Annotated in this window: 21 protein-coding genes; 19 read left to right on the top strand and 2 right to left on the bottom strand. The window is 40.6% G+C overall.

Annotated features, from left to right (window positions below; all coding sequences use genetic code 11):
* The first annotated feature begins 39 nt into the window (after nucleotides 1-39).
* The 19 genes from HSISS3_RS07560 (at nucleotide 40) to metG (ending at nucleotide 18,811) form a co-directional block, all read left to right on the top strand.
* Nucleotides 40-483 (top strand): MarR family winged helix-turn-helix transcriptional regulator, encoded by a 444-nt coding sequence (locus tag HSISS3_RS07560; RefSeq protein WP_008533888.1) that lies wholly within the window; start codon nucleotides 40-42, stop codon nucleotides 481-483.
* Nucleotides 484-486: 3 nt separating this feature from the next.
* Entirely contained in the window at nucleotides 487-2,301 is a 1,815-nt protein-coding gene (locus tag HSISS3_RS07555) for an ABC transporter ATP-binding protein (protein WP_021152277.1), read from the top strand.
* Nucleotides 2,291-4,069, top strand: a complete 1,779-nt coding sequence (locus tag HSISS3_RS07550) for an ABC transporter ATP-binding protein (RefSeq protein ID WP_021152276.1) — start codon at nucleotides 2,291-2,293, stop codon at nucleotides 4,067-4,069. The genes HSISS3_RS07555 and HSISS3_RS07550 overlap by 11 nt, the downstream gene beginning before the upstream one ends.
* A gap of 109 nt (nucleotides 4,070-4,178) precedes the next feature.
* The gene (locus HSISS3_RS07545; protein ID WP_021152275.1) at nucleotides 4,179-4,802 is read left to right on the top strand and encodes a GNAT family N-acetyltransferase; all 624 of its coding nucleotides are present in this window, start codon (nucleotides 4,179-4,181) and stop codon (nucleotides 4,800-4,802) included.
* Between the two features lie 148 nt (nucleotides 4,803-4,950).
* Nucleotides 4,951-5,574 (top strand): GTP pyrophosphokinase, encoded by a 624-nt coding sequence (locus HSISS3_RS07540; RefSeq protein WP_021152274.1) that lies wholly within the window; start codon nucleotides 4,951-4,953, stop codon nucleotides 5,572-5,574.
* 1 nt (nucleotide 5,575) lies between these two features.
* A complete protein-coding gene (locus tag HSISS3_RS07535) occupies nucleotides 5,576-6,262 on the top strand; it encodes a response regulator transcription factor (RefSeq protein ID WP_021152273.1) in 687 nt (228 codons plus the stop codon).
* Between the two features lie 3 nt (nucleotides 6,263-6,265).
* Nucleotides 6,266-7,489: a sensor histidine kinase gene (locus HSISS3_RS07530; protein WP_004183955.1), complete on the top strand. Its 1,224-nt coding sequence runs from the start codon at nucleotides 6,266-6,268 to the stop codon at nucleotides 7,487-7,489.
* 224 nt (nucleotides 7,490-7,713) lie between these two features.
* The gene (pyrH, locus tag HSISS3_RS07525; protein WP_004183953.1) at nucleotides 7,714-8,451 is read left to right on the top strand and encodes a UMP kinase; all 738 of its coding nucleotides are present in this window, start codon (nucleotides 7,714-7,716) and stop codon (nucleotides 8,449-8,451) included.
* Nucleotides 8,452-8,465: 14 nt separating this feature from the next.
* A complete protein-coding gene (gene frr / locus HSISS3_RS07520) occupies nucleotides 8,466-9,023 on the top strand; it encodes a ribosome recycling factor (protein ID WP_004183951.1) in 558 nt (185 codons plus the stop codon).
* Between the two features lie 88 nt (nucleotides 9,024-9,111).
* Nucleotides 9,112-9,969, top strand: coding sequence for an RNA-binding virulence regulatory protein CvfB (gene cvfB, locus HSISS3_RS07515; RefSeq protein ID WP_021152272.1), 858 nt, complete (start codon nucleotides 9,112-9,114; stop codon nucleotides 9,967-9,969).
* An 8-nt stretch (nucleotides 9,970-9,977) separates the two neighbouring features.
* Complete coding sequence (locus tag HSISS3_RS07510) at nucleotides 9,978-10,193, top strand: YozE family protein (protein ID WP_004183949.1); 216 nt, start codon at nucleotides 9,978-9,980, stop codon at nucleotides 10,191-10,193.
* A gap of 241 nt (nucleotides 10,194-10,434) precedes the next feature.
* Complete coding sequence (locus HSISS3_RS07505; protein WP_021152271.1) at nucleotides 10,435-11,667, top strand: LysM peptidoglycan-binding domain-containing protein; 1,233 nt, start codon at nucleotides 10,435-10,437, stop codon at nucleotides 11,665-11,667.
* 79 nt (nucleotides 11,668-11,746) lie between these two features.
* Nucleotides 11,747-12,808 carry a PhoH family protein gene (locus HSISS3_RS07500; RefSeq protein ID WP_021152270.1) on the top strand — a complete coding sequence of 354 codons (1,062 nt, stop codon included), beginning with the start codon at nucleotides 11,747-11,749 and terminating at the stop codon, nucleotides 12,806-12,808.
* Between the two features lie 125 nt (nucleotides 12,809-12,933).
* Nucleotides 12,934-13,422: a hypothetical protein gene (locus HSISS3_RS07495; protein WP_021152269.1), complete on the top strand. Its 489-nt coding sequence runs from the start codon at nucleotides 12,934-12,936 to the stop codon at nucleotides 13,420-13,422.
* Nucleotides 13,416-13,631 (top strand): hypothetical protein, encoded by a 216-nt coding sequence (locus HSISS3_RS12365; RefSeq protein ID WP_021145944.1) that lies wholly within the window; start codon nucleotides 13,416-13,418, stop codon nucleotides 13,629-13,631. Before HSISS3_RS07495 ends, HSISS3_RS12365 begins: the two co-directional genes overlap by 7 nt.
* Before the next feature lie 150 nt (nucleotides 13,632-13,781).
* Complete coding sequence (locus HSISS3_RS07490) at nucleotides 13,782-14,858, top strand: hypothetical protein (RefSeq protein WP_021152268.1); 1,077 nt, start codon at nucleotides 13,782-13,784, stop codon at nucleotides 14,856-14,858.
* Nucleotides 14,859-14,987: 129 nt separating this feature from the next.
* Complete coding sequence (locus HSISS3_RS12360; RefSeq protein WP_021152267.1) at nucleotides 14,988-15,845, top strand: hypothetical protein; 858 nt, start codon at nucleotides 14,988-14,990, stop codon at nucleotides 15,843-15,845.
* A 150-nt stretch (nucleotides 15,846-15,995) separates the two neighbouring features.
* The gene (locus tag HSISS3_RS07480) at nucleotides 15,996-16,385 is read left to right on the top strand and encodes a hypothetical protein (protein ID WP_021152266.1); all 390 of its coding nucleotides are present in this window, start codon (nucleotides 15,996-15,998) and stop codon (nucleotides 16,383-16,385) included.
* A gap of 434 nt (nucleotides 16,386-16,819) precedes the next feature.
* The gene (gene metG, locus HSISS3_RS07470; protein WP_021152265.1) at nucleotides 16,820-18,811 is read left to right on the top strand and encodes a methionine--tRNA ligase; all 1,992 of its coding nucleotides are present in this window, start codon (nucleotides 16,820-16,822) and stop codon (nucleotides 18,809-18,811) included.
* 176 nt (nucleotides 18,812-18,987) lie between these two features.
* Here the strand turns inward: metG and HSISS3_RS07465 are convergent, their stop codons facing one another.
* Together HSISS3_RS07465 and HSISS3_RS07460 are read right to left on the bottom strand one after the other, a co-directional pair.
* On the bottom strand, nucleotides 18,988-19,833 hold the full coding sequence (locus tag HSISS3_RS07465) for an aldo/keto reductase (RefSeq protein WP_021145935.1): 846 nt from the start codon (nucleotides 19,831-19,833) through the stop codon (nucleotides 18,988-18,990).
* A 10-nt stretch (nucleotides 19,834-19,843) separates the two neighbouring features.
* Nucleotides 19,844-20,740 carry a LysR family transcriptional regulator gene (locus tag HSISS3_RS07460; protein WP_021145934.1) on the bottom strand — a complete coding sequence of 299 codons (897 nt, stop codon included), beginning with the start codon at nucleotides 20,738-20,740 and terminating at the stop codon, nucleotides 19,844-19,846.
* Nucleotides 20,741-20,846: the final 106 nt, after the last annotated feature.

The following is a 20,846-nucleotide window of genomic DNA, read 5'->3' as shown; positions in this document are numbered from 1 at the left end:
AAGTAGTTTCCATGAGAATTATTTAAGGAGGAAGATGCAATGCATGGAAAAGATCCCTTTAGTGAATTTAGAGAGTTCATCAATACCATGGAATCTCGCGTGCAAGAGCTAGGTAAAGCGCATGGTGTTGAGCATCTAGCTGGTCCTCAAGGTTTTGCTGTCAAGTATTTGTCTGACAACCAAGATAAGGAAATTTTTATTAAAGACATTGAGAAAAGACTATGTATCTCTAAATCGGTGGCTAGTAATCTGGTCAAACGGATGGAGAAAAATGGTTTCGTTGAATTGGTGACATCAGATAAGGACAAACGCTACAAGTATGTACATCTGACAGACTTGGGCAAAAAGAAGGCCCAAGATGTCGAACATTTCCGAGAGGCCATTCATGAGCAGTTGTTAGAAGGTATATCAAAAGAAGATGCCGAGACGGCTTTTCGAGTCTTTCATCAAATTCGCAAGAATTTAGAGAAAAATAAGGAGTAACTTATGTTTAAAATATTTAAACGTTTGACGGCAAAAGAGTTAAGTATGATTGTCTTAGCTGTGGTTTTTGTTTGCTTGAACGTCTATCTAAACTTGAAAATTCCAGACTATATGTCTGACATCACAACCCTCTTATCAACCAAGGGGACTAAAGCATCAGATATTTTCGCCTGGAATACGGATGTCCCAGGGATGCGAATGCTTTTGATGTCCTTTGCGGGCTTTATGGCCTCTGTAGCAGTTGGATTTCTAGCTGCCAGAACAGCGGCAAGTTTCACTACTCGTCTTCGAGATGATATTTTCCATCAGGTTCTTGATTTTTCGGATGCTGAGATTAAGAAATTCTCCATACCTAGTCTTTTGACCCGTACGACAAATGATATTACCCAGTTGCAGATGGTGCTTACCATGGGGTTACAGGTTGTTACACAAGGGCCAATCATGGCAATCTGGGCGATTACTAAGATTGCAGATAAAAATGGAAATTGGCTCCTAGCCTTGCTCGTTGCTGTGGCGGTGATTGCCATTCTCTTGCTTTTCCTTTTAATCATGGTTATGCCTAAACAACGCTTGATTCAAACTCTGACAGATAAACTCAATAGCGTGACACGTGAATCTCTTACTGGAATTCGTGTGGTGCGTGCCTATAACGCCGAAAGTTATCAAGAGGATAAATTTGAAGATGCCAATATAGCCTTGACTCGAAATAATCTTTTTATCGGACGCTCTTTTGCATTACTAACACCAGTTATGACAGCTGTATCCAGTGGTTTAACCTTAGCTATTTATTGGATTGGTGCGCATTTGATTGAAGATGTTAAGATTCCAACAGATCCAACTAAGATTGCTGGTGCCATGGAAGATAAAATCCATCTCTTCTCAGATATGGTGGTTTACTCCTCTTATGCCATGCAGGTTGTTATGGGATTCATGATGATGATTGTTGTCTTCTTCCTTCTTCCACGTGCCGTTGTAGCAGCTGGACGTATCAATGAAGTTTTAGATACCCAATCTTCAGTTTCTTACCCTGAAAATAACTCTGAAAAGCCTAAAGAAGTCGGTACTGTCGCATTCGATGATGTTTCCTTCCGTTATTCTAAAACGTCAGAGCCTGTTCTGGAGCATGTTAGCTTCAAAGCTAAAAAGGGTGATACGGTTGCCTTTATTGGTTCGACTGGTTCTGGTAAATCAACGCTTGTCAACCTTATCCCACGTTTTTACGACGCCACGCAAGGGACTATCAAGGTTGATGGTGTAGATGTACGTCAGTATGACCATGACACCTTGCACAATATTATCGGTTATATTCCGCAAAAGGCTGTGCTTTTCTCAGGAAATATCACGTCAAATATGACGATGGGAACCAGCAATAATAGTCCCCTTGATGATGCTAAGATTTGGGATGCTCTCGAATTGGCTCAAGGAAAAGACTTTGTTGAAAATAAAGAAGGTCAACTTAGGGCAGAAGTGGCTCAAGCTGGGTCTAATTTCTCAGGTGGACAAAAACAACGTTTGGCTATTGCGCGTGCCTTGGCTCGTAAGCCTGAAATCTTGATTTTTGACGATTCCTTCTCAGCTTTGGACTATAAGACAGATCGTAAACTGCGTCAAGAATTAGCTGAAAAAACACAAGATATGACCAAGTTGATTGTTGCTCAACGTATCTCTACCATTATGGATGCCGATCAAATCTTGGTGCTTGACCAAGGTAAGGTTGTTGGTCAAGGAACCCACAAGGAACTCTTGGCTAATAATGAAGTCTACCAAGAAATTGCCTATTCACAATTGTCTAAGGAGGAGTTAGAAAATGGAAAATAAGCCAAAAACATCGTCCTATAAACGCTTAAAACCCTATATTAAAGGCTTCCAAATTCCCTTTGTCTTAGCGATTTTTGGAGCTATTATTTCAGCGGTCATTACAGTTATTGGACCTGATAAATTAAAAGAAATCACCAATCTTATTACTGATGGGATTACGCCAACTAAGATGGGAGTTATTCCCGGTATTGATTTAGACAAGGTGGGCAGCATTGCTTTAACCTTGGCTGTTCTCTATGCTATCTCAGCCATTGTTGGTTATTTGCAAAGCTTTACGGTTGCGACGGTTACACAACGCTTTTCACAACGTTTCCGTACCGCTATCCAAAAGAAAATCAACAGTGTACCTCTTAATTATTTTGACAGTCACTCTCAAGGGGACACCCTCTCTCGTGTGACCAATGATGTTGACCTTTTGGGACAATCTCTTAGTCAAGGTCTGGGTACCCTAATTACTTCAAGTGTTCTCTTGGTCGCAGCCATTATTATGATGTTTTACTCAAATGTCACTATGGCTTTCACTGCCATTGGTTCTGTCTTAATAGGATTTGTTCTAGTAGCCTTCATCATGGGTTTCTCACAACCATTGTTTAAACGCCAACAAGATAATCTGGCTAATATCAACGGTTATATCGAAGAAATCTACACTGGTCAAGCTGTTGTAACGAGCTATAATGCCACTGAAGAGAGCAGTAAGACATTCAAGGCCCTAAACGATAAACTTTATAAGTCGATGTGGCAATCTCAATTTATCTCAGGTATTATGATGCCACTTATGATTTTCATTGGGAACTTTGGTTACGTTATGGTCTGTCTTGTGGGAGCTATTAAGGTTATTGATGGTAGCTTGACTATTGGTGATGTGGTAGCCTTCATGACTTATGTTCGAATCTTCTCACAACCCCTTTCTCAAATTGCGCAAGGGATCACACAACTCCAATCAGCAACTGCAGCTATTGGGCGTATCTTTGAATTTTTGGAAGAAAAAGATATGGATGACGAGTCAGCCAAGACAGCTGAGTTGACAGATACTAAGGGTCAAGTTGTCTTTGACCATGTTTCCTTTGGTTATACGCCTGAAAAGACTATCATTCATGATTTTTCAGCAGTCGCAAAACCTGGACAAAAGATTGCTATCGTTGGTCCAACGGGTGCTGGTAAGACAACCATTGTTAACCTGCTTATGAAGTTCTATAACATCGATCAAGGTCGTATCACTATTGACGGTGTGGATACTAATGATATGAAACGTGAAACTGTCCATGATCAATTTTCTATGGTGCTTCAAGACACTTGGCTCTTTGAAGGTACTATTCGTGATAATTTAATTTACAACCAAGAAAATATCTCTGACGAGCAAGTTATTGCTGCGGCCAAGGCTGTCGGTGTTCACCACTTCATCACCACGCTTCCAAAAGGTTATGATACTTATTTGGATGACTCGGTTACACTTTCAGTTGGTCAGAAACAGCTTTTGACCATTGCCCGTGCCCTTCTTAAAGATGCCCCTCTCCTTATCTTGGACGAGGCAACATCATCAGTTGACACACGTACTGAAGAATTGATTCAAAAAGCTATGGACAAGCTTATGGAAGGTCGTACTTCCTTTGTCATTGCCCACCGTTTGTCAACCATTCGAAATGCTGACCTTATCCTTGTGATGAAAGATGGTAATATTATTGAACAGGGTAATCATGATGACCTTATGGCGGCAGATGGTTTCTACGCTGATCTTTATAATAGTCAGTTTACTGAAGAAGTTGCCTAGGATTTTCTTACAAAATTATAATATTTAACAAATTTTCATGAAACGTATGACTATAGGTCGTGCGTTTTATGTTATACTGAGAAAAAACAGATAGATTAGGAGACCCGTCATGCAATATCGTGAAGCAAGACAAGATGAAGTTCAGGAAGTTGCACAAGTATGTGCAGATGCCTTTGAAGATTATCCCTATCTCTCAATGATTGCCAGTAATTTAAAGAAACCTGAGCAGTACAAGGAATTTGTCTTAGCCTTACAGGAAATGTTAGTGCGTTTGGCAATAAAGATGGATTCTTGCTTGGTAGCCGAACAGGATGGTCGCATTGTTGCGGTAGCTATTTTGCAGCATCAGACGGTTTCCATGCTTAACTATTTGCAAAATGGAGCGACCAAGCTGTTCCGCTTCATCAGTATTACCAAGTTGTTTAAATATTTTAACTTTGTCGAAGAATCAGAGAGACATTTGGAAGATTCTGCAGAATACGACTGGTACCTAATGATGTTGGCGGTAACTCCTGATTTTCAAAGAAAGGGAATCGGAAGTCGCTTCTTGCTTGAAGGTGTTGAACCCTTTGTGCGTAGCACAGGAGGCCGTAGTCTTGGCTTGATTACTAACCGTGACTATAATGTACCTTTTTATGAGAAGAATGGCTATAAGCTATGTGGTTACAAGGTTTTGACCTATGAAAAACACAAACTGGGCAACTGGCCTTTTGTCAAATCTCTTGAAGAATAGTCCAGTGGAAGGAAAACTTAGAGATACAAAATGAATCTGGCTTCGGCTGGATTTTTTTCATAGTCACAATGCCAGCTCTATTAGGCTCATTCCTTATTTTTAAGCCTATCTATGCTATAATGAAGAAACGCTATTAGAGGAGGTTTTTATGTCAACTCCAAGTATTTATGGGGAATATGCTCAGTATCTCCCCAACATTTTACAAGAAATAACTGACCCTATTATTGCGGCTAATATTGCGAGCAAAAAAGAAACAGGCTTTAAACTCTATGAACATTTTATTTCACGGATTAAGGAAAGTGACTCCATGCGTGAAAAGTGTCGTAGGAAGAATTTGCCTGAGACTAGCCAGTCTGCCCTCAAGGAAATTCGTGACAGTATTGGAATCCGTATCGTTTGTGGCTTTGTTGATGATATTTACAAAACTATCGAAGTGATAAAGGCTATTCCTGGTGTCACGGTCCACAATGAGAAGGATTATATTTCAAATGCCAAGCCTAACGGTTATCGTTCTTATCACCTCATTTTGGAAATAGAAACAGATTTTCCAGATGTGCTAGGAAATGAGAAAGGTACTTATTTTGTGGAGGCTCAGCTTCGGACCATCGCTCAGGATTCCTGGGCCAGTCTGGAACATCAGATGAAGTACAAGCATGATATCAAGAATCCTGAAATGATTACCCGTGAGCTTAAGCGTTGTGCAGATGAATTGGCTTCATGTGATTTGACAATGCAGACCATTCGTAACTTAATTCAAGAAGGAGGGGATTAAAATGGCTCTGAAAATTCTATTAGCAGAGGATGAGGAGGCTCTTTCCAGGGTTTATAAAGCAGCTCTTGAACATCAGGGGTACGAAGTGGATCAGGCCTTTAATGGGCAAGAAGCAGTGGATTTGGCTGCCCAGAATGCCTATCAAGTGATGATTATGGATATCATGATGCCCATCAAAACAGGTATTGAAGCCCTAAGAGAAATTCGCTCAACTGGGAATACCACGCATGTTATTATGTTGACGGCCATGGCCGAAATTGATGACCGTGTGACGGGACTTGATGCTGGTGCGGATGACTACTTGACCAAGCCCATGTCCCTAAAGGAACTTTTGGCTCGTTTGCGTTCATTGGAGCGCCGTTTTAGTGAGACTTTTACGACAAAAGTATTGACGCTTGGCTCGGTTTGTTTGGACCAAGAGGATCAAGAGTTAGTGGCTGGTAATAGTATTCGCCTTTCAAGTCGTGAGACCAAGTTAATGGCTTATTTCATGCACAATCCTACCAAGAAGTTAAGCACTGAGCACCTCTTTAAAACCATCTGGGCTGATGAAGATGACGTTGATGAATCAATTGTCTGGGTTTATATTTCCTATCTGCGCCAGAAATTGCAAGCTATTAAGGCTGATATTAGCATTTTGGGCGAAAAGGGTGGCGACTTTTGTCTTGAGCTAATGAGAGAGGAGTAGGCCATGTTTAGACGATTACGCCTGCAATTTATTACGATTGCTTCCTTGGCCATCCTCTTTATCTTGGTCTTTATGGTGGGAATCATCAATACCGTGAGGTCTTTTCAGACGGAGCAGGAAATTAGCAAGGTACTCAACACCCTTTCGGAAAATAATGGTAGCTTTGGGAAAACCACAAAAATTGAGATCAATCAAGGACGTGAGATTCCTTCAGACAGTTTTCGATTTTTCAGCGTGACCTTATCGGGTGATAAGGTTGTTAGCCAGGATACCAGCCATACGGCCCTAATAAACGACGAGGAAGCGGCTAGCTATGCCCTGACAGTTAGCCGTTTGACCAATAATCTAGGCACGATTCGAGAAAAAAACATCAATCTTAGCTATCAAGTAAGTAAGGTCAGTAAAAATAAGGTTTTGGTAGTCTTTTTGGACACGTCTTCTTATTATAATTCTTCCCAAGCTTTAATGAGTCTTTGTATCCTTTTATCACTGTTTGGCTTCATCTTTTTTGTCGTTATTGTCAGTGCTTTGTCTGGAATCGTCATTCGCCCCTTCATTCGAAACTATGAAAAGCAACGGCGTTTTATCACAAATGCAGGTCATGAATTGAAGACCCCATTGGCCATTATTTCTGCCAACACGGAGCTACAGGAACTCATGACTGGGGAAAACGAATGGACCAAGTCTACTAACGACCAGGTGGCACGATTGACCACTCTAATCAATTCGCTTGTGGCCTTATCTCGGCTTGAGGAGCATCCTGATATCGTTCTTCAAGATGTGGATTTTTCGTATGTTACTGAGGATGCAGCAGAGGACTTTAAGGGACCAGTTGTTCGTGACGGGAAGTCCTTCCTTATGGATATTTCTCCAGACATCCATGTTAAGGCAGAGGAAAAATCTCTCTTTGAACTTGTAACTCTTCTGGTTGATAATGCAAACAAGTATTGTGACCCAGAAGGGACGGTTACGGTAAGGCTTCGTCAAGTAGGAAGAACTCGTAAACGGGCTCGCCTGGAAGTGTCGAATACCTATAAGGATGGTAAGGCAGTCGATTATAGTAAGTTTTTTGAACGCTTCTATCGTATCGAAGAATCCCATAATAACAAGGAAAATAAAGGTTTCGGTATAGGTCTATCCATGGCTCAAAGTATGGTCAAATTATTTAAAGGGCGTCTCTTTGCCTCCTACAAAGATGACACCATCACTTTTACAGTCATCTTGTAAGGATATTTTAAAATATTTGACTAGGTGAAAACCCTAATTTATGATAAAATAGTAAGGATGAAGATTTAGTGTTCGCTTTGTCATAAAGAGACCATTTGTCAATCTGGAAATAGCTTGTAAGAGCTTAATCTCCTTCTTAAAAAGATGGTCATTTACGGATTAGGAATGATAAATCTGAGCCAAGAATACAATCAGAAAAACAACATAGTTAATAGGGAGAAATCATGGTAGAACCAAAATACAAACGTGTCCTCATTAAACTTTCAGGTGAAGCTTTGGCTGGTGAACGTGGTGTTGGGATTGATCTTCCAACCGTACAGACAATGGCTAAAGAAATAGCAGAAGTCGCAGAATCAGGTGTTCAAATCGCCTTGGTTATCGGTGGTGGTAACCTTTGGCGTGGCGAACCTGCAGCCGAAGCAGGAATGGATCGTGTTCAAGCGGACTATACGGGGATGCTTGGAACAGTTATGAATGCCCTTGTTATGGCAGACAGTTTGAAACAACTTGGTGTTGACACACGTGTTCAAACGGCTATTGATATGAAATCTGTGGCTGAACCCTATATCCGAGGTCGTGCCCTTCGTCACCTTGAAAAAGGACGTATCGTTATCTTCGCAGCAGGTATCGGTTCTCCATACTTCTCAACTGATACCACAGCAGCCCTCCGTGCCGCTGAAATTGAGGCTGACGCTATTCTTATGGCGAAAAATGGTGTGGATGGTGTCTACAATGATGACCCACGTAAGAATGCTGATGCGGTTAAATTTGATGAATTGACCCATGTGGAAGTTATCAAACGTGGTCTTAAAATTATGGACGCAACAGCCTCTACCTTGTCAATGGATAACGACATTGACCTCGTAGTCTTCAACATGAATGAACCAGGTAATATTAAACGTGTTATTCTAGGTGAACACATCGGAACTACCGTTTCAAATAAAGCAGACGCACACAAGTAAGAAAGAGAGAAATTATGTCAAACGCAATTATTGAAAAAGCTAAAGAACGTTTCGCCCACTCACATGAGTCATTGGCTCGCGAATTTGGTTCAATCCGTGCAGGTCGTGCCAATGCATCACTTCTTGACCGCATCACAGTCGAATATTATGGTGCCCCAACGCCTCTTAATCAATTGGCTTCAATCACTGTTCCTGAAGCACGTGTTCTTTTGATTTCACCATTTGATAAAGGTTCAATCGCTGATATCGAACGTGCCATCAACGAATCTGACCTTGGTATCAACCCAGCAAACGACGGTTCTGTTGTGCGCTTGGTTATCCCAGCACTTACAGAAGAAACTCGTAAGGAATTGGCTAAAGAAGTTAAAAAAGTTGGTGAAAATGCTAAAATCGCTATCCGTAACATCCGTCGTGATGCTATGGATGAAGCTAAAAAGCAAGAAAAAGACAAGGAAATCACAGAGGACCAATTGAAAGGTCTTGAAAAGGATATCCAAAAAGCAACAGACGATGCTGTTAAGAAAATCGACAGCATGACAGCAGAAAAGGAAAAAGAACTCCTTACTGTTTAATCAATAGAAAAATAAGGAGAGTGGGACAGAAGCAAAAAAGCATGGACTATGTTAGCTTCCTTGTCCGGCTCTCTTTTTGAGGAAAAATATGAATACACTACTTGGAACCATCATTACTGCCTTAGTAACTGATGAAAATGATCGCTTTTACTTTGTCCAAAAGGATGGCGTGACCTTTGCTTTGGCTAAAAATGAAGGAAATCATGCGATTGGTGACATGGTAACAGGCTTTGCCTACACTGACAGCAAGCAGAAATCACGTTTGACACAAAAGGAAATTAAGGCAACTCGTGATTCTTATGATTGGGGAGAAGTCACTGAGGTTCGTAAGGATTTTGGTGTCTTTGTGGATGTGGGAATCCCAGATAAGGAAATTGTCGTCTCTCTTGATGTGCTGCCGGAACTCAAAGAGCTTTGGCCTAAAAAGGGTGATAAACTCTACATCAAACTAGACGTCGATAAAAAAGGCCGTATTTGGGGGCTTCCTGCTGAACCTGAAGTCTTTCAACGTATGGCTGGGCCTGCCTATGACAATATGCAAAATCAAAAATGGCCTGCTATCGCCTATCGTCTCAAGCTCTCAGGAACCTTTGTTTACCTACCAGAAAATAACATGCTTGGCTTCATCCATCCGTCAGAACGTTATGCTGAGCCACGTTTGGGTCAAGTCCTTGAAGCCCGTGTGATTGGTTTTCGTGAGGTCGATCGTACCCTGAATTTGTCTTTGAAACCACGTTCTTTTGAGATGCTTGAAAATGATGCTCAAATGATTTTGACCTATCTAGAAAGCAACGGTGGTTTTATGACTCTAAACGATAAATCATCACCAGCAGATATAAAGGCAACCTTTGGTATTTCAAAGGGGCAATTTAAAAAGGCCTTGGGTGGTTTGATGAAGGCTAAAAAAATCAAACAAGATCAGTTCGGAACAGAATTAATCAGTTAGGAGAAAGTATGAGAAAATCTTTTTATACTTGGCTGATGACGCAACGTAACCCTAAATCCAATGAACCAGTAGCCATTTTAGCTGACTTGGCGTTTGACGATTCAACCTTTCCTAAACATACTGATGACTTTGAAGAGGTGAGTCGCTACTTGGAAGATCAGGCTAGTTTCTCTTTCAATCTAGGTCAATTTGATCATATTTGGGAAGACTATCTAGCGCATTAATAGTGTTTAATCTCTATTAAAGGACAGACCTATCTTGACAAAAACATTTTCAAGAAAACAGCAGTTGAGGGAGAATGAATTGTTACATTTTTTTACAAATGTCTCAGCTTTTTTTCAATAAATTAGGCGTATTACAACTAGTTAGTAATTGCTTTAAAGTGCAATAATTTGCCACTTTTTTGACTAGAAGTATGGTATTATTGTAAGTGTTAAAATTGTTAAAAAAGGAATGAATTTATACATGTTATCAAAATCAAAAACAACTAAGGCACTTCTATACTCGACCGCAGCTCTTTCACTTTTTGCTGCTAGTCATGTACATGCTGATGATGTCGCTAATTGGACTGCTCGTTCAGTGGATCAAATCAAAGCCGACATCGCTGTTAGTGATAACCAACAAACTTACACTGTTCAATACGGTGACACTTTGGGTAGTATCGCAGAAGCAATGGGAATCGATGTAAATGTTTTGGCTAATATCAACCAAATCACAAACATTGACTTGATTTTCCCTGGAACAGTCTTGACAACAACTTACAACGCTGATAACCAAGCAGTTTCAGTTAAAGTTGAAACACCAGCTTCAGAAACTTCAAATGCATCTGTTGTTGCAGAGGCTAACTTGACAACTAACGAAGTAACAGTAAACGGACAAGCTGTAGCAACAACAGATTTGTCTGCTCCTGTTGATTCAGTAGACACAACGGCTACAGTTGCTCCTGCTACAGAAGAATCAACACAAGCTGTTTCAGAAGTGACAGAAGCTATCGCTTCAGCATCTGAAGCACCAGCTTACGCAGATACTGAACAACCAGTTGCCGATGCCATTGATCATGTAACGGCATCAGCAGAAGCCCCAGCCCCAGCAGCTGAAGAAAAACCAGCACAGCCTGCAGAAGCTCCAGCAGAGCAACCAGCAGCAACATCAGAAGCTCCAGCAGAGCAACCAGCAGCAACATCAGAAGCAGCTTCAGAAGCCCCAGCGGCTTCAGAGGCAGCTTCAGAGGCCCCAGCGGCTTCAGAAGCTCCAGCAGAGCAACCAGCAGCAACATCAGAAGCAGTTTCAGAAGCCCCAGCGGCTTCAGAGGCTCCAGCAGCACAACCTGCTTCAACAAACACACTTCCAACGGATCCACACCTTCAACCACAAGCTGAAGCTTTCCGTCAAGATGTAGCATCAAAATTCGGTCTTACTGATATCGGTGGTTACCGTGAAGGTGATCCTCAAGACCATGGTAAAGGACTTGCCGTTGACGTTATGGTACCAGTTGGTTCAGAAGTTGGTAATCAAGTCGCTCAATATGCTGTAGACAATATCTCAAATGCAGGTATCTCATATGTCATCTACAGACAACAATTCTACGCACCAGTAGATAATATCTACGGACCAGCTAACACATGGAACCAAATGCCAGATCGTGGTAGCGTTACTGAAAACCACTATGATCACGTTCACGTGTCATTTAATGAATAAGTCAGAATGATAAAAAGTCACGCTTGGCGTGATTTTTTTGATATAATGGATAAAAATACTTAAGAAAGAGGAACTCTATTTGCAAGAGTATTCTGTTGAAATTACCCTTAATCACCCAGATGATGTCTTGTCGCTTTTTGGAACCAATGAGCGTCATCTAAAACTCATTGAAGATAACTTGGGCCTTATCATTCATGCTAGAACAGAGCGTGTCCAAATTCTTGGAGACGATCAGGAAAGCGTTGAATTGGCACGTTTAACCATTCAAGCTCTCCTCGTTTTAGTGGAGCGAGGGATGCTGGTTAACACTTCAGATGTTGTGGCAGCTCTAACCATGGCTCAGGATGGTTCGATTGACAAATTTGTTGCCCTTTATGAAGAAGAAATTATCAAGGACAATAGTGGTAAACCAATTCGAGTGAAGACCTTGGGACAAAAGGTCTACGTTGATAGTATTAAAAATCATGATGTGGTCTTTGGGATTGGTCCAGCAGGTACAGGAAAAACCTTTCTAGCAGTTACCCTAGCTGTCACAGCACTTAAGCGTGGTCAGGTGAAACGTATTGTGCTAACCCGTCCGGCTGTTGAGGCAGGCGAAAGTCTTGGTTTCTTACCAGGAGACCTTAAGGAAAAGGTAGACCCTTACCTTCGCCCTGTCTATGATGCCCTTTATCAAATCCTCGGTAAAGAGCAGACGACCCGTCTCATGGAACGTGAAATTATTGAAATTGCGCCACTCGCTTATATGCGTGGTCGGACCCTTGAAGATGCTTTTGTTATCCTTGACGAGGCGCAAAATACGACCATCATGCAGATGAAGATGTTCTTAACGCGTCTTGGCTTTAATTCTAAGATGATTGTCAATGGGGACATGAGCCAGATTGACCTTCCACGTCGTGTTAAGTCAGGTCTTATTGATGCTATGGAAAAATTGAAGGGTATCAAGGCCATTGATTTTGTTCATTTCTCTGCCAGTGATGTCGTCCGTCACCCAGTCGTAGCTGACATCATTAATGCTTATGAAAAAGATGCACCTAAGTTTGATCTTGAGGAAAAATCAGAAGGATCAGACCAGGCTGAAGAAGTAGCATCAGGATTGACTGAATACCCAGTCATTGGTGCTGAGGATGTTAAAAAGTAGATGGTAAGAAAGAGGTTTGAGAGTTGATATTTTCAAGCTCTTTTCCTTTGCAATCCTGTCACTAGCTTTTCCCTTATTTTTGGTAAAATAGTATTGAAGAATAGGCCAATAAGGAGGGGAGAAGTATGACTAAGGCAAAAAAATGGAAGATTGGTATCATCTTATTTCTTGGACTTGTTGCGTCAGTCTTAATCGCCATAGGAGAGAGAGAATTTTGGAAGCATCAAGAGAACCATATTCCGGATGGCACCTATCAGATGGTAAAATACGAGGCTAAATCGGCATATTCCAATGAATTGATAAATTGGACTGAGCGAGGAGAGAATAATGATAGCTTATATGAGGATTTTATAGTTGTTGAGAATATGAAATCTCAATTTTATTATGTTTTTGTGGGGGATGGGGAACCTTTTGTCTCACCATTTGAGCACGATGAAAAGATCCCACAGACTTTTGACCCACGTACTGGGACTTTGAAACAGGATCTAACAGTCTCTGAATATAAAGCTCTAGTGATTTCTCATATTGATAAGATTTCTAAAAAGGGAGAGGAGTATTCAAGAGTAAAGGAAGTATCTGTCCAGAGGTGTGTAGACGATTATAAAAAATGTTGAAGCAAAAAAGAACTTATGAAAAGCGTCCTAATGGTCTCGTTCTGACTGTTTATGCTGATGATGGACATATTGAGTCGCGTAGAACTTTTAAACGATTAAGCTCAGAGGAAGCCGAAGAACTCAAAAGTGGTTATGATAGGGATTATGAGTATGCCTTGGAGCATCATAAGGGCTGGGATCATTATGGAGATTATGCCATCTGGCGCTGATACCTAAACCGACCAAGCAGTTCTTTACTATCGAGAATCATAGCCTAACGGTTTATTAAAAAACTTACAGGCTTTATGATAATTGTCAAATACTATTTCATCATTAATTTTGGTACAATAGACTTGTAGACCAATAAAAAGGAGATTATTATGAACCAGCAAGAGTGGATTGAGTACTTTGAATTAGTCAACGGTCGCAAACCAAGTCCAGCAGAATTAGCTCAAGCTCAAGCAGCAGGGGAGTTTATTCTTGAGCGACCTAATGTCTTTGGAGCAACTGGACAGGCTAATGAGCCAAGAAAAATTAAACCAGCTGAACCTGTTATTTCTATGACGCAACAGCCTCAGTTTGCCCAAACAACAGCAACCTTCCAACAAGCCATGCCAGTGAAAAAAGGAATGTCAAAAAAAGCTAAGATTATTCTAGCATCAGTCTTGGGTGCTGTGGCAGTGATTTTACTTTCTGTTGGTGGCTATTCATTATGGCGTTATCAGTCAGGAAAAATTGTAGATGGGACCTATGAAGTCGTTTCTCTCTCTCGTTATGATGAAGACAAAGATAAAATGGTTGATGGCTTAGATGAATACAAGGACGAAGGTTTGGACGTGCAGTCTTTTGTAATTGTAAAGAATAATCAATCTAGAACCTACAATTTATTAGAGAGTGACAATAAATCATATGTTAGTTTGATAGACTATGAGATGGATGTTCCTCAGGTATTTGATCCGTGGAATAAAACACAAAGTCAAGTTTTAAATGCGGATCAAGTCGAAGATGCCACAAAAGACTTCATGAAAAAGATGAGAAAAGACTATTCCTTCTATACCAAAGAGGCAGCTGACAAAGTCGTTAAAAAAACAACAAGAGAATATAAAGATACCTTGAAGGAAAAACGTACTTATGTCAAACATGGTGATGAATACACTCTGACTACTTATGATAAAAAAGGAAAGCTTGAGTCACGTATTACCCTTAAACGTTTAAGTAAATCTGATGCAGACAAACGTTGGGATGATTATAAAGACGCTGTCAAGGATTATAAGAAAGAGCTGAAGTCTTATAGCGATCAATACGATGACTTCAAAGACTATTATGGTTATGGTTACGGTAGTGATTATGGAAGTGACTATGGAAGTGACTATGGTTACGGCTATAGTGACGACTATGGTAGCGATTCAAAATCAAACTCTAGCAGTAGCAGTAAAAAGAGCGTTGATAGAATTTAACATTCATAAGTCTAATAAAGCAGTATCAGGCCTAAAGTCAGGTACTGTTTTCTTTTTATGAAAATAGTCAAATAGATTTTTGGCATTTTTCTGGTAAAATAGGAGTATCAATGAAAAAAGGGGACTTTTATGAACGAAACAGAATGGTTAGATTATTTTGAAACAATCAATAATCGCAAACCAAGCGAGGAAGAAATTCAACAGGCTAAAGCTAACGGTGAATTTGTAACTTCAGAGCCTGTGGCAGAGAACAGCCAGCCACAAGTTCAGGTGAGTGGGCCAGTGACTGGACAAGGGACACCAGTTGTGGCACCTAAAAAAGGCTTATCTAAGAAGGTTAAAATTATTATTGCTTCTGTTATTGGAGCAGTTGTACTACTTGCCCTTTCTTTTAGTGGCTATGCCTATATCCACCTACAGGGAGGTAAGATCTCAGAGGGAACTTATCAAATAGAGACTTATCGCTATTATGATAAGGACAAGAAAAAGATGATTGATGGTATGGAATCCTATGAGAAAAGTAAGTTAAAAGACGGTGACTTTGTTAAAGTTAAAGGCGATCAGTTGAAATTTTATAACTACACCTTGGCTGGTGCGGTTAACTTGGTTGACTTTACGGATTATGATACCGAAAAAGCTTTCCGTCTTGATAACTGGTCTAGAACGCTCACACCAACAATGTCTTTGGTCGATTACACAAAAGTCGTTGAGAAGGCTGTAGATAATCGTTATAAAGTGGACGAATATACCACTAAATCTGATATCGACGCTAGTAAAAAAGTCTACATTAAGGATTATAAAAAATCTCTTAAAGAGACGGTTCACTATAAGGTCAATGGCGATAAAATTATTGTCCTTATCTATGATAAAAAAGGCAAACTTTCAGAAGAAAAAGTCTTTAAACGCCTAACAAAAGAAGAAGAGAAAAAACTAGATTACGAATATGAGCGTGATGTTAGAGCCGATAAAAAACTCTTTCATTCCTAGTTAAATGTGAAAAGATCAAAAACCAGCTTGTCTGGTTTTTTCTTTTATAAAAATAATCACAGAAATATTTCCATAATTTTTGCTACAATAAAAGATAGTTGTTTTCAGTTAATCATTAAACAGTGGACAATGAAGAGGAAAAAGAAAAATATGTACAAAAAATCAGCTAATGTAGGTTCAAAATTTAGAGGGCATCGTTTTTTAGTCAAAGGCATTGCCGGAATCCTAATAATTTTAGGCCTAATGGGTGGAGGCTATGTTTTTTGGAGGCATCACACAGGGAAAATAGCTGATGGTCTTTACCAATTGCAAACGTCTAAGTATTATAACAGTACGACCAAGACCTGGATGGACGGTAAACCTGGTTATGAAGGAACAAAGCTAAAGGATTTTATGCGTGTTGAAGACCAAGAAGCTAAAGAGTACACTTACTATACCTTTGAGAGTAGTTATGGGTCATTTGACAATGTGTCTCCTATTGACTTCGAAACGGGAAAAACTATAAGGTTAGTGCTTGGTCTAGGACTTTTAAGCCCTTAGTGACTCCTAAAGACTACCAAAAGGAAGTTCATAGCATTGTTCAAAAATACTATAAGGCCAGTGCACTTGTCAGCCAAAAGGACATCGATCAAATGGAGAAAAAGCTGATTGATCTTTATAAGCGACGAAGTGAGGGAAAAATCAGTTATGAGGCTAAAGGTAATCAGTTGACGGTAATCATATTTGACAAAAAGGAAAGGCCATCGAAAAGCGGAGCTATAAGCGTCTTTCAGGCAAGGATGCTAAGCAATTAGATGCCAACTACCAAAAGGCAGTTAAGCGTTATAAGAGAGGTAACAAGTAACTGTCAGATTTTTCTGAATGAATATGCTTTAAAACCAGCTAGTCTGGTTTTTTAGTGTCCAAAACGTGCTATAATAAGATGTTATATCATCAGTGTTAGCCCATTTGTTAACACATGAAAGGAAATTAAAATGACAAAAACATTCTACATCACAACACCTATCTACTACCCATCTGGTAAATTGCATATTGGTTCTGCCTATACAACCATTGCCTGTGACGTCTTGGCACGTTACAAACGCATGATGAACTACGATGTCTTCTACCTTACTGGGCTTGATGAACACGGCCAAAAGATTCAACAAAAAGCTGAAGAAGCAGGAATCACACCACAAGCCTATGTGGATGGTATGGTAGTTGGAGTCAAAGAACTCTGGAAATTACTTGATATCTCATATGACAAATTCATCCGTACGACTGATGATTACCATGAAAAAGTAGTGGCACAAGTTTTTGAGCGCTTACTTGCTCAAGATGATATTTACTTGGGTGAATACTCTGGTTGGTACTCAGTATCAGATGAGGAATTCTTTACAGAAAGTCAGCTGTCGGAAGTTTTCCGTGACGAAGATGGAAATGTAACGGGAGGTATTGCTCCATCAGGACACCAAGTAGAATGGGTATCTGAAGAATCTTACTTCCTTCGTCTCAGTAAATACCAAGACCGCTTGGTAGAATTTTTCAAATCGCATCCTGATTTTATCACTCCGGATGGTCGCCTTAATGAAATGCTTAAAAACTTCATCGAGCCAGGTTTGGAAGACTTAGCCGTGTCACGCACAACCTTCACTTGGGGGGTTAAAGTCCCATCCAATCCTAAACACGTGGTCTACGTCTGGATGGATGCTCTTCTCAACTATGTGACTGCTCTTGGTTATGGTCAGGATGAGCATGGCAACTTTGACAAGTTCTGGAACGGAACTGTCTTCCACATGGTCGGAAAAGACATCCTTCGCTTCCACTCCATCTACTGGCCAATCCTCCTCATGATGTTGGACATTAAATTGCCAGAACGTTTGATTGCCCACGGTTGGTTTGTCATGAAAGACGGTAAGATGTCTAAGTCTAAAGGAAACGTGATCTATCCAGAAATGTTGGTAGAACGTTTTGGTCTTGATCCACTTCGTTACTACCTCATGCGTAGTCTTCCTGTCGGTTCAGATGGTACCTTCACGCCAGAAGACTATGTGGCTCGTATCAACTATGAGTTGGCTAACGACCTCGGAAACCTCCTCAACCGTACAGTTGCCATGATTAACAAATATTTCGGTGGTAAAGTGCCTGCTTATGTTGAGAACGTTACAGACTTTGATGCTGATTTGGCTAAGGTTGTGGCTGAAAATATCGAAGAATTCCATAAACAAATGAATGCTGTAGATTTCCCACGCGCCTTAGATGCCGTTTGGAATATCATTTCACGTACCAATAAGTATATCGATGAAACAGCTCCTTGGGTACTTGCCAAAGAGGATGGTGACAAGGAACACTTGGCAGCAGTGATGGCTCACTTGGCAGCTAGTCTTCGTGTGGTGGCTCATCTCATCCAACCATTCATGATGACCACTTCAAATGCCATCATGGAACAGCTCGGATTGTCAGGAACGTTTGACCTTGAAAATCTAGAACTTTCAGGCTTACCAGAAAATGTCACAGTCGTTTCAAAAGGAACTCCAATCTTCCCACGTCTTGACATGGACGAAGAAATTGCCTACATCCAATCTCAAATGAACGCAGGCAAACCTCAAGAGAAGGAATGGAACCCAGAAGAGGTTGAACTTAAGTCTGAAAAAGACCAAATCAAATTTGACGACTTTGACAAGGTTGAAATCCGTGTCGCTGAAGTTAAAGAAGTAGAAAAAGTCGAAGGTTCAGACAAATTGCTTCGCTTCCGTCTTGACGCTGGCGACGGTGAAGACCGTCAAATCCTCTCAGGTATCGCTAAATTCTATCCAAATGAACAAGAATTGGTCGGCAAGAAACTCCAAATCGTGGCTAACCTTAAACCACGTAAGATGATGAAGAAATATGTCAGCCAAGGTATGATTCTTTCCGCAGAGTATGATGGCAAACTCACTGTCTTGACAGTGGATCCATCTGTTCCAAATGGAAGTGTGATTGGGTAAAACAATTTAGTTTTTTGCGATTTCCTCAAGAAGAAGTAGGATGACGAAGCGCTTTTGAATAATAAGGCTTCTGTTCCATTCCCTATTTTGAATTTTAAAGGGTGCTCCTACTTACCCAAGGACAATCTAAATAAGACATTTTTAACATTAAAACGAGTTCAGTCGAACTCGTTTTCTTATACACTATATTTCAATAAATGCTTAATACGTTCTACACTTTCATCAGGACCATAGGCATCAGGGTATCGGTCTAGTTTACTGATAGCATCAAGGTCTGCTTGGTCTAGGTGAAAGTCAAAACTATCAAAGTTTTCCTTCATCCGTTCGATATGGGTACTTTTAGGAATGGTCAGAATGCCTTGTTGGGTTTGCCATCTGAGAATGACCTGAGCAACTGTCTTACCATGTTTTTCAGCGATAGCAGTCAGAGTTTGGTCTTGAAAAATACCATCCTCTCCTCTGTGAAAAGGAGCCCAGGCTTGTGTTAGGGTACCAAATTCCTTATCAGCTTTCTGGATAAGTTTGTGTTGTTTATAGGGATGCAACTCGATTTGATTGACTGCTGGAACAACAGGAGTTTGCAAGGCAAAGTCCGCCAAACGTCCTGTTGAGAAGTTAGAAACCCCGATGGCTCTAATAAGTCCTTCATGCTGAAGCTCAATCATAGCACGCCAGGCACCATGTAAGTCGCCAAAAGGTTGATGAATCAAATATAAATCAAGATAGTCAGTATCTAGTTTGCGGAGGGTCTCTTTTAGGGCTAATTTAGTATCTTCGTAGCCAAGCTGACTAATCCAGGCCTTGCTGGTTAGGAAAATATCCTCACGAGGGATGCCAGATGCCTTAATGGCACGTCCCACAGCCTCTTCATTACGGTAAAGACTGGCTGTATCAATCAGACGATAGCCGACAGAAAGAGCATCTTCTACAGCTTTTTGACATTCCTTTTGGTCGAAAATTTGCCAGACGCCAAAACCGAGTACGGGGATTTTGATGCCATTGTTAAGTGTTTGAAATTCCATTTTCATCTCCTTAGTGGTGGGGTAGTAAGCTATCTTGAATTTCTTCGATAAATGCTTGGATAATTGCAGATTTTTTCTGTTTATTATTGGTCACAATTCCCAAAGTGTGCTTGGGACTGTCCTTAAGTGGGATTAGGACAATCTGGTCTTTGATAAAACTGTTGACAATACCAAGGCCAGAAGCATAACTATCAGAGGCACAGAGCAAATTCATGACACTTCCTCGGTCATTGCTGTAGATAACCTGTTGGTCAGGTAGAACCTCCAGAGGGTCCTCATCAAAGTGAATACCAGAACTTTCCTGACGAAAACGGACCTGTGGATAGCCCTCTAAATCCTTGAGATTTAGGGATTTTTTCTTGGCCAAGGGATGTTGACGCCCCAAGAAAATCTTAGTCTCAAACTCCCCAAGCGGAGTAAATGCCAAATCCATGTGTTTGAAACTACGCTCTAGGATGTGGGCGTTGTCTTCATCAAGGTAAATAATCCCCAAGTCACTTTCGAAACTCTCCACACTTTTGAGAATCTTTCTGGTTGTTGTTTCAATTAGTTGAAATTCTTGATAATCACTACGAAAGCGTTTGGCAATATGAGCCATGGGAAGGGATAGAAAATCATAGTGGTGACTGGCAATAGTGAACGATTTCTTGAAGGACTTGCGATAGCGTCCTTCTAGTAGATCTAGCTCTCCAAGGATACGTTTGGCGTATTTGAGAAAATCATGGCCATCATCAGTCAGTTTGGCTCCTGTATTAGAGCGCTCAAAGAGTAGAACTCCCAGTTCTTCCTCTAAATCACGAATGGATGCTGAAAGATTGGGTTGCGTCAAAAAGAGTTTCTTAGCAGCCTTACTAAAAGACCCTGTTTCAGCTATAGTCTGAACATAGCGGCATTGTTGAAAATTCATAAGCATCCCCTTTTTAAAAACATGATTGTGACCTATATTATAACAAAATGAGAAGTCTAATATCAGTAAAATCCTGATAGGAATCAATGAAGACCTGATATGAAAT

This window comes from Streptococcus sp. HSISS3 (genome assembly GCF_000448605.1).
In the GTDB taxonomy this organism is placed as follows: domain Bacteria; phylum Bacillota; class Bacilli; order Lactobacillales; family Streptococcaceae; genus Streptococcus; species Streptococcus raffinosi.
This window is presented reverse-complemented; position numbering and strand designations above follow the sequence as displayed.

Coding starts and splice junctions, on each gene's coding strand:
- HSISS3_RS07480 (WP_021152266.1), top strand. CDS start 15,996: ATGTACAAAAAATCAGCTAATGTAGGTTCAAAATTTAGAGGGCATCGT.
- HSISS3_RS07460 (WP_021145934.1), bottom strand. CDS start 20,740: ATGAATTTTCAACAATGCCGCTATGTTCAGACTATAGCTGAAACAGGG.
- pyrH (WP_004183953.1), top strand. CDS start 7,714: ATGGTAGAACCAAAATACAAACGTGTCCTCATTAAACTTTCAGGTGAA.
- frr (WP_004183951.1), top strand. CDS start 8,466: ATGTCAAACGCAATTATTGAAAAAGCTAAAGAACGTTTCGCCCACTCA.
- HSISS3_RS12365 (WP_021145944.1), top strand. CDS start 13,416: ATGTTGAAGCAAAAAAGAACTTATGAAAAGCGTCCTAATGGTCTCGTT.
- HSISS3_RS07495 (WP_021152269.1), top strand. CDS start 12,934: ATGACTAAGGCAAAAAAATGGAAGATTGGTATCATCTTATTTCTTGGA.
- HSISS3_RS07530 (WP_004183955.1), top strand. CDS start 6,266: ATGTTTAGACGATTACGCCTGCAATTTATTACGATTGCTTCCTTGGCC.
- HSISS3_RS07510 (WP_004183949.1), top strand. CDS start 9,978: ATGAGAAAATCTTTTTATACTTGGCTGATGACGCAACGTAACCCTAAA.
- metG (WP_021152265.1), top strand. CDS start 16,820: ATGACAAAAACATTCTACATCACAACACCTATCTACTACCCATCTGGT.
- cvfB (WP_021152272.1), top strand. CDS start 9,112: ATGAATACACTACTTGGAACCATCATTACTGCCTTAGTAACTGATGAA.
- HSISS3_RS07535 (WP_021152273.1), top strand. CDS start 5,576: ATGGCTCTGAAAATTCTATTAGCAGAGGATGAGGAGGCTCTTTCCAGG.
- HSISS3_RS07540 (WP_021152274.1), top strand. CDS start 4,951: ATGTCAACTCCAAGTATTTATGGGGAATATGCTCAGTATCTCCCCAAC.
- HSISS3_RS07555 (WP_021152277.1), top strand. CDS start 487: ATGTTTAAAATATTTAAACGTTTGACGGCAAAAGAGTTAAGTATGATT.
- HSISS3_RS07505 (WP_021152271.1), top strand. CDS start 10,435: ATGTTATCAAAATCAAAAACAACTAAGGCACTTCTATACTCGACCGCA.
- HSISS3_RS07490 (WP_021152268.1), top strand. CDS start 13,782: ATGAACCAGCAAGAGTGGATTGAGTACTTTGAATTAGTCAACGGTCGC.
- HSISS3_RS07465 (WP_021145935.1), bottom strand. CDS start 19,833: ATGGAATTTCAAACACTTAACAATGGCATCAAAATCCCCGTACTCGGT.
- HSISS3_RS07550 (WP_021152276.1), top strand. CDS start 2,291: ATGGAAAATAAGCCAAAAACATCGTCCTATAAACGCTTAAAACCCTAT.
- HSISS3_RS07545 (WP_021152275.1), top strand. CDS start 4,179: ATGCAATATCGTGAAGCAAGACAAGATGAAGTTCAGGAAGTTGCACAA.
- HSISS3_RS07560 (WP_008533888.1), top strand. CDS start 40: ATGCATGGAAAAGATCCCTTTAGTGAATTTAGAGAGTTCATCAATACC.
- HSISS3_RS12360 (WP_021152267.1), top strand. CDS start 14,988: ATGAACGAAACAGAATGGTTAGATTATTTTGAAACAATCAATAATCGC.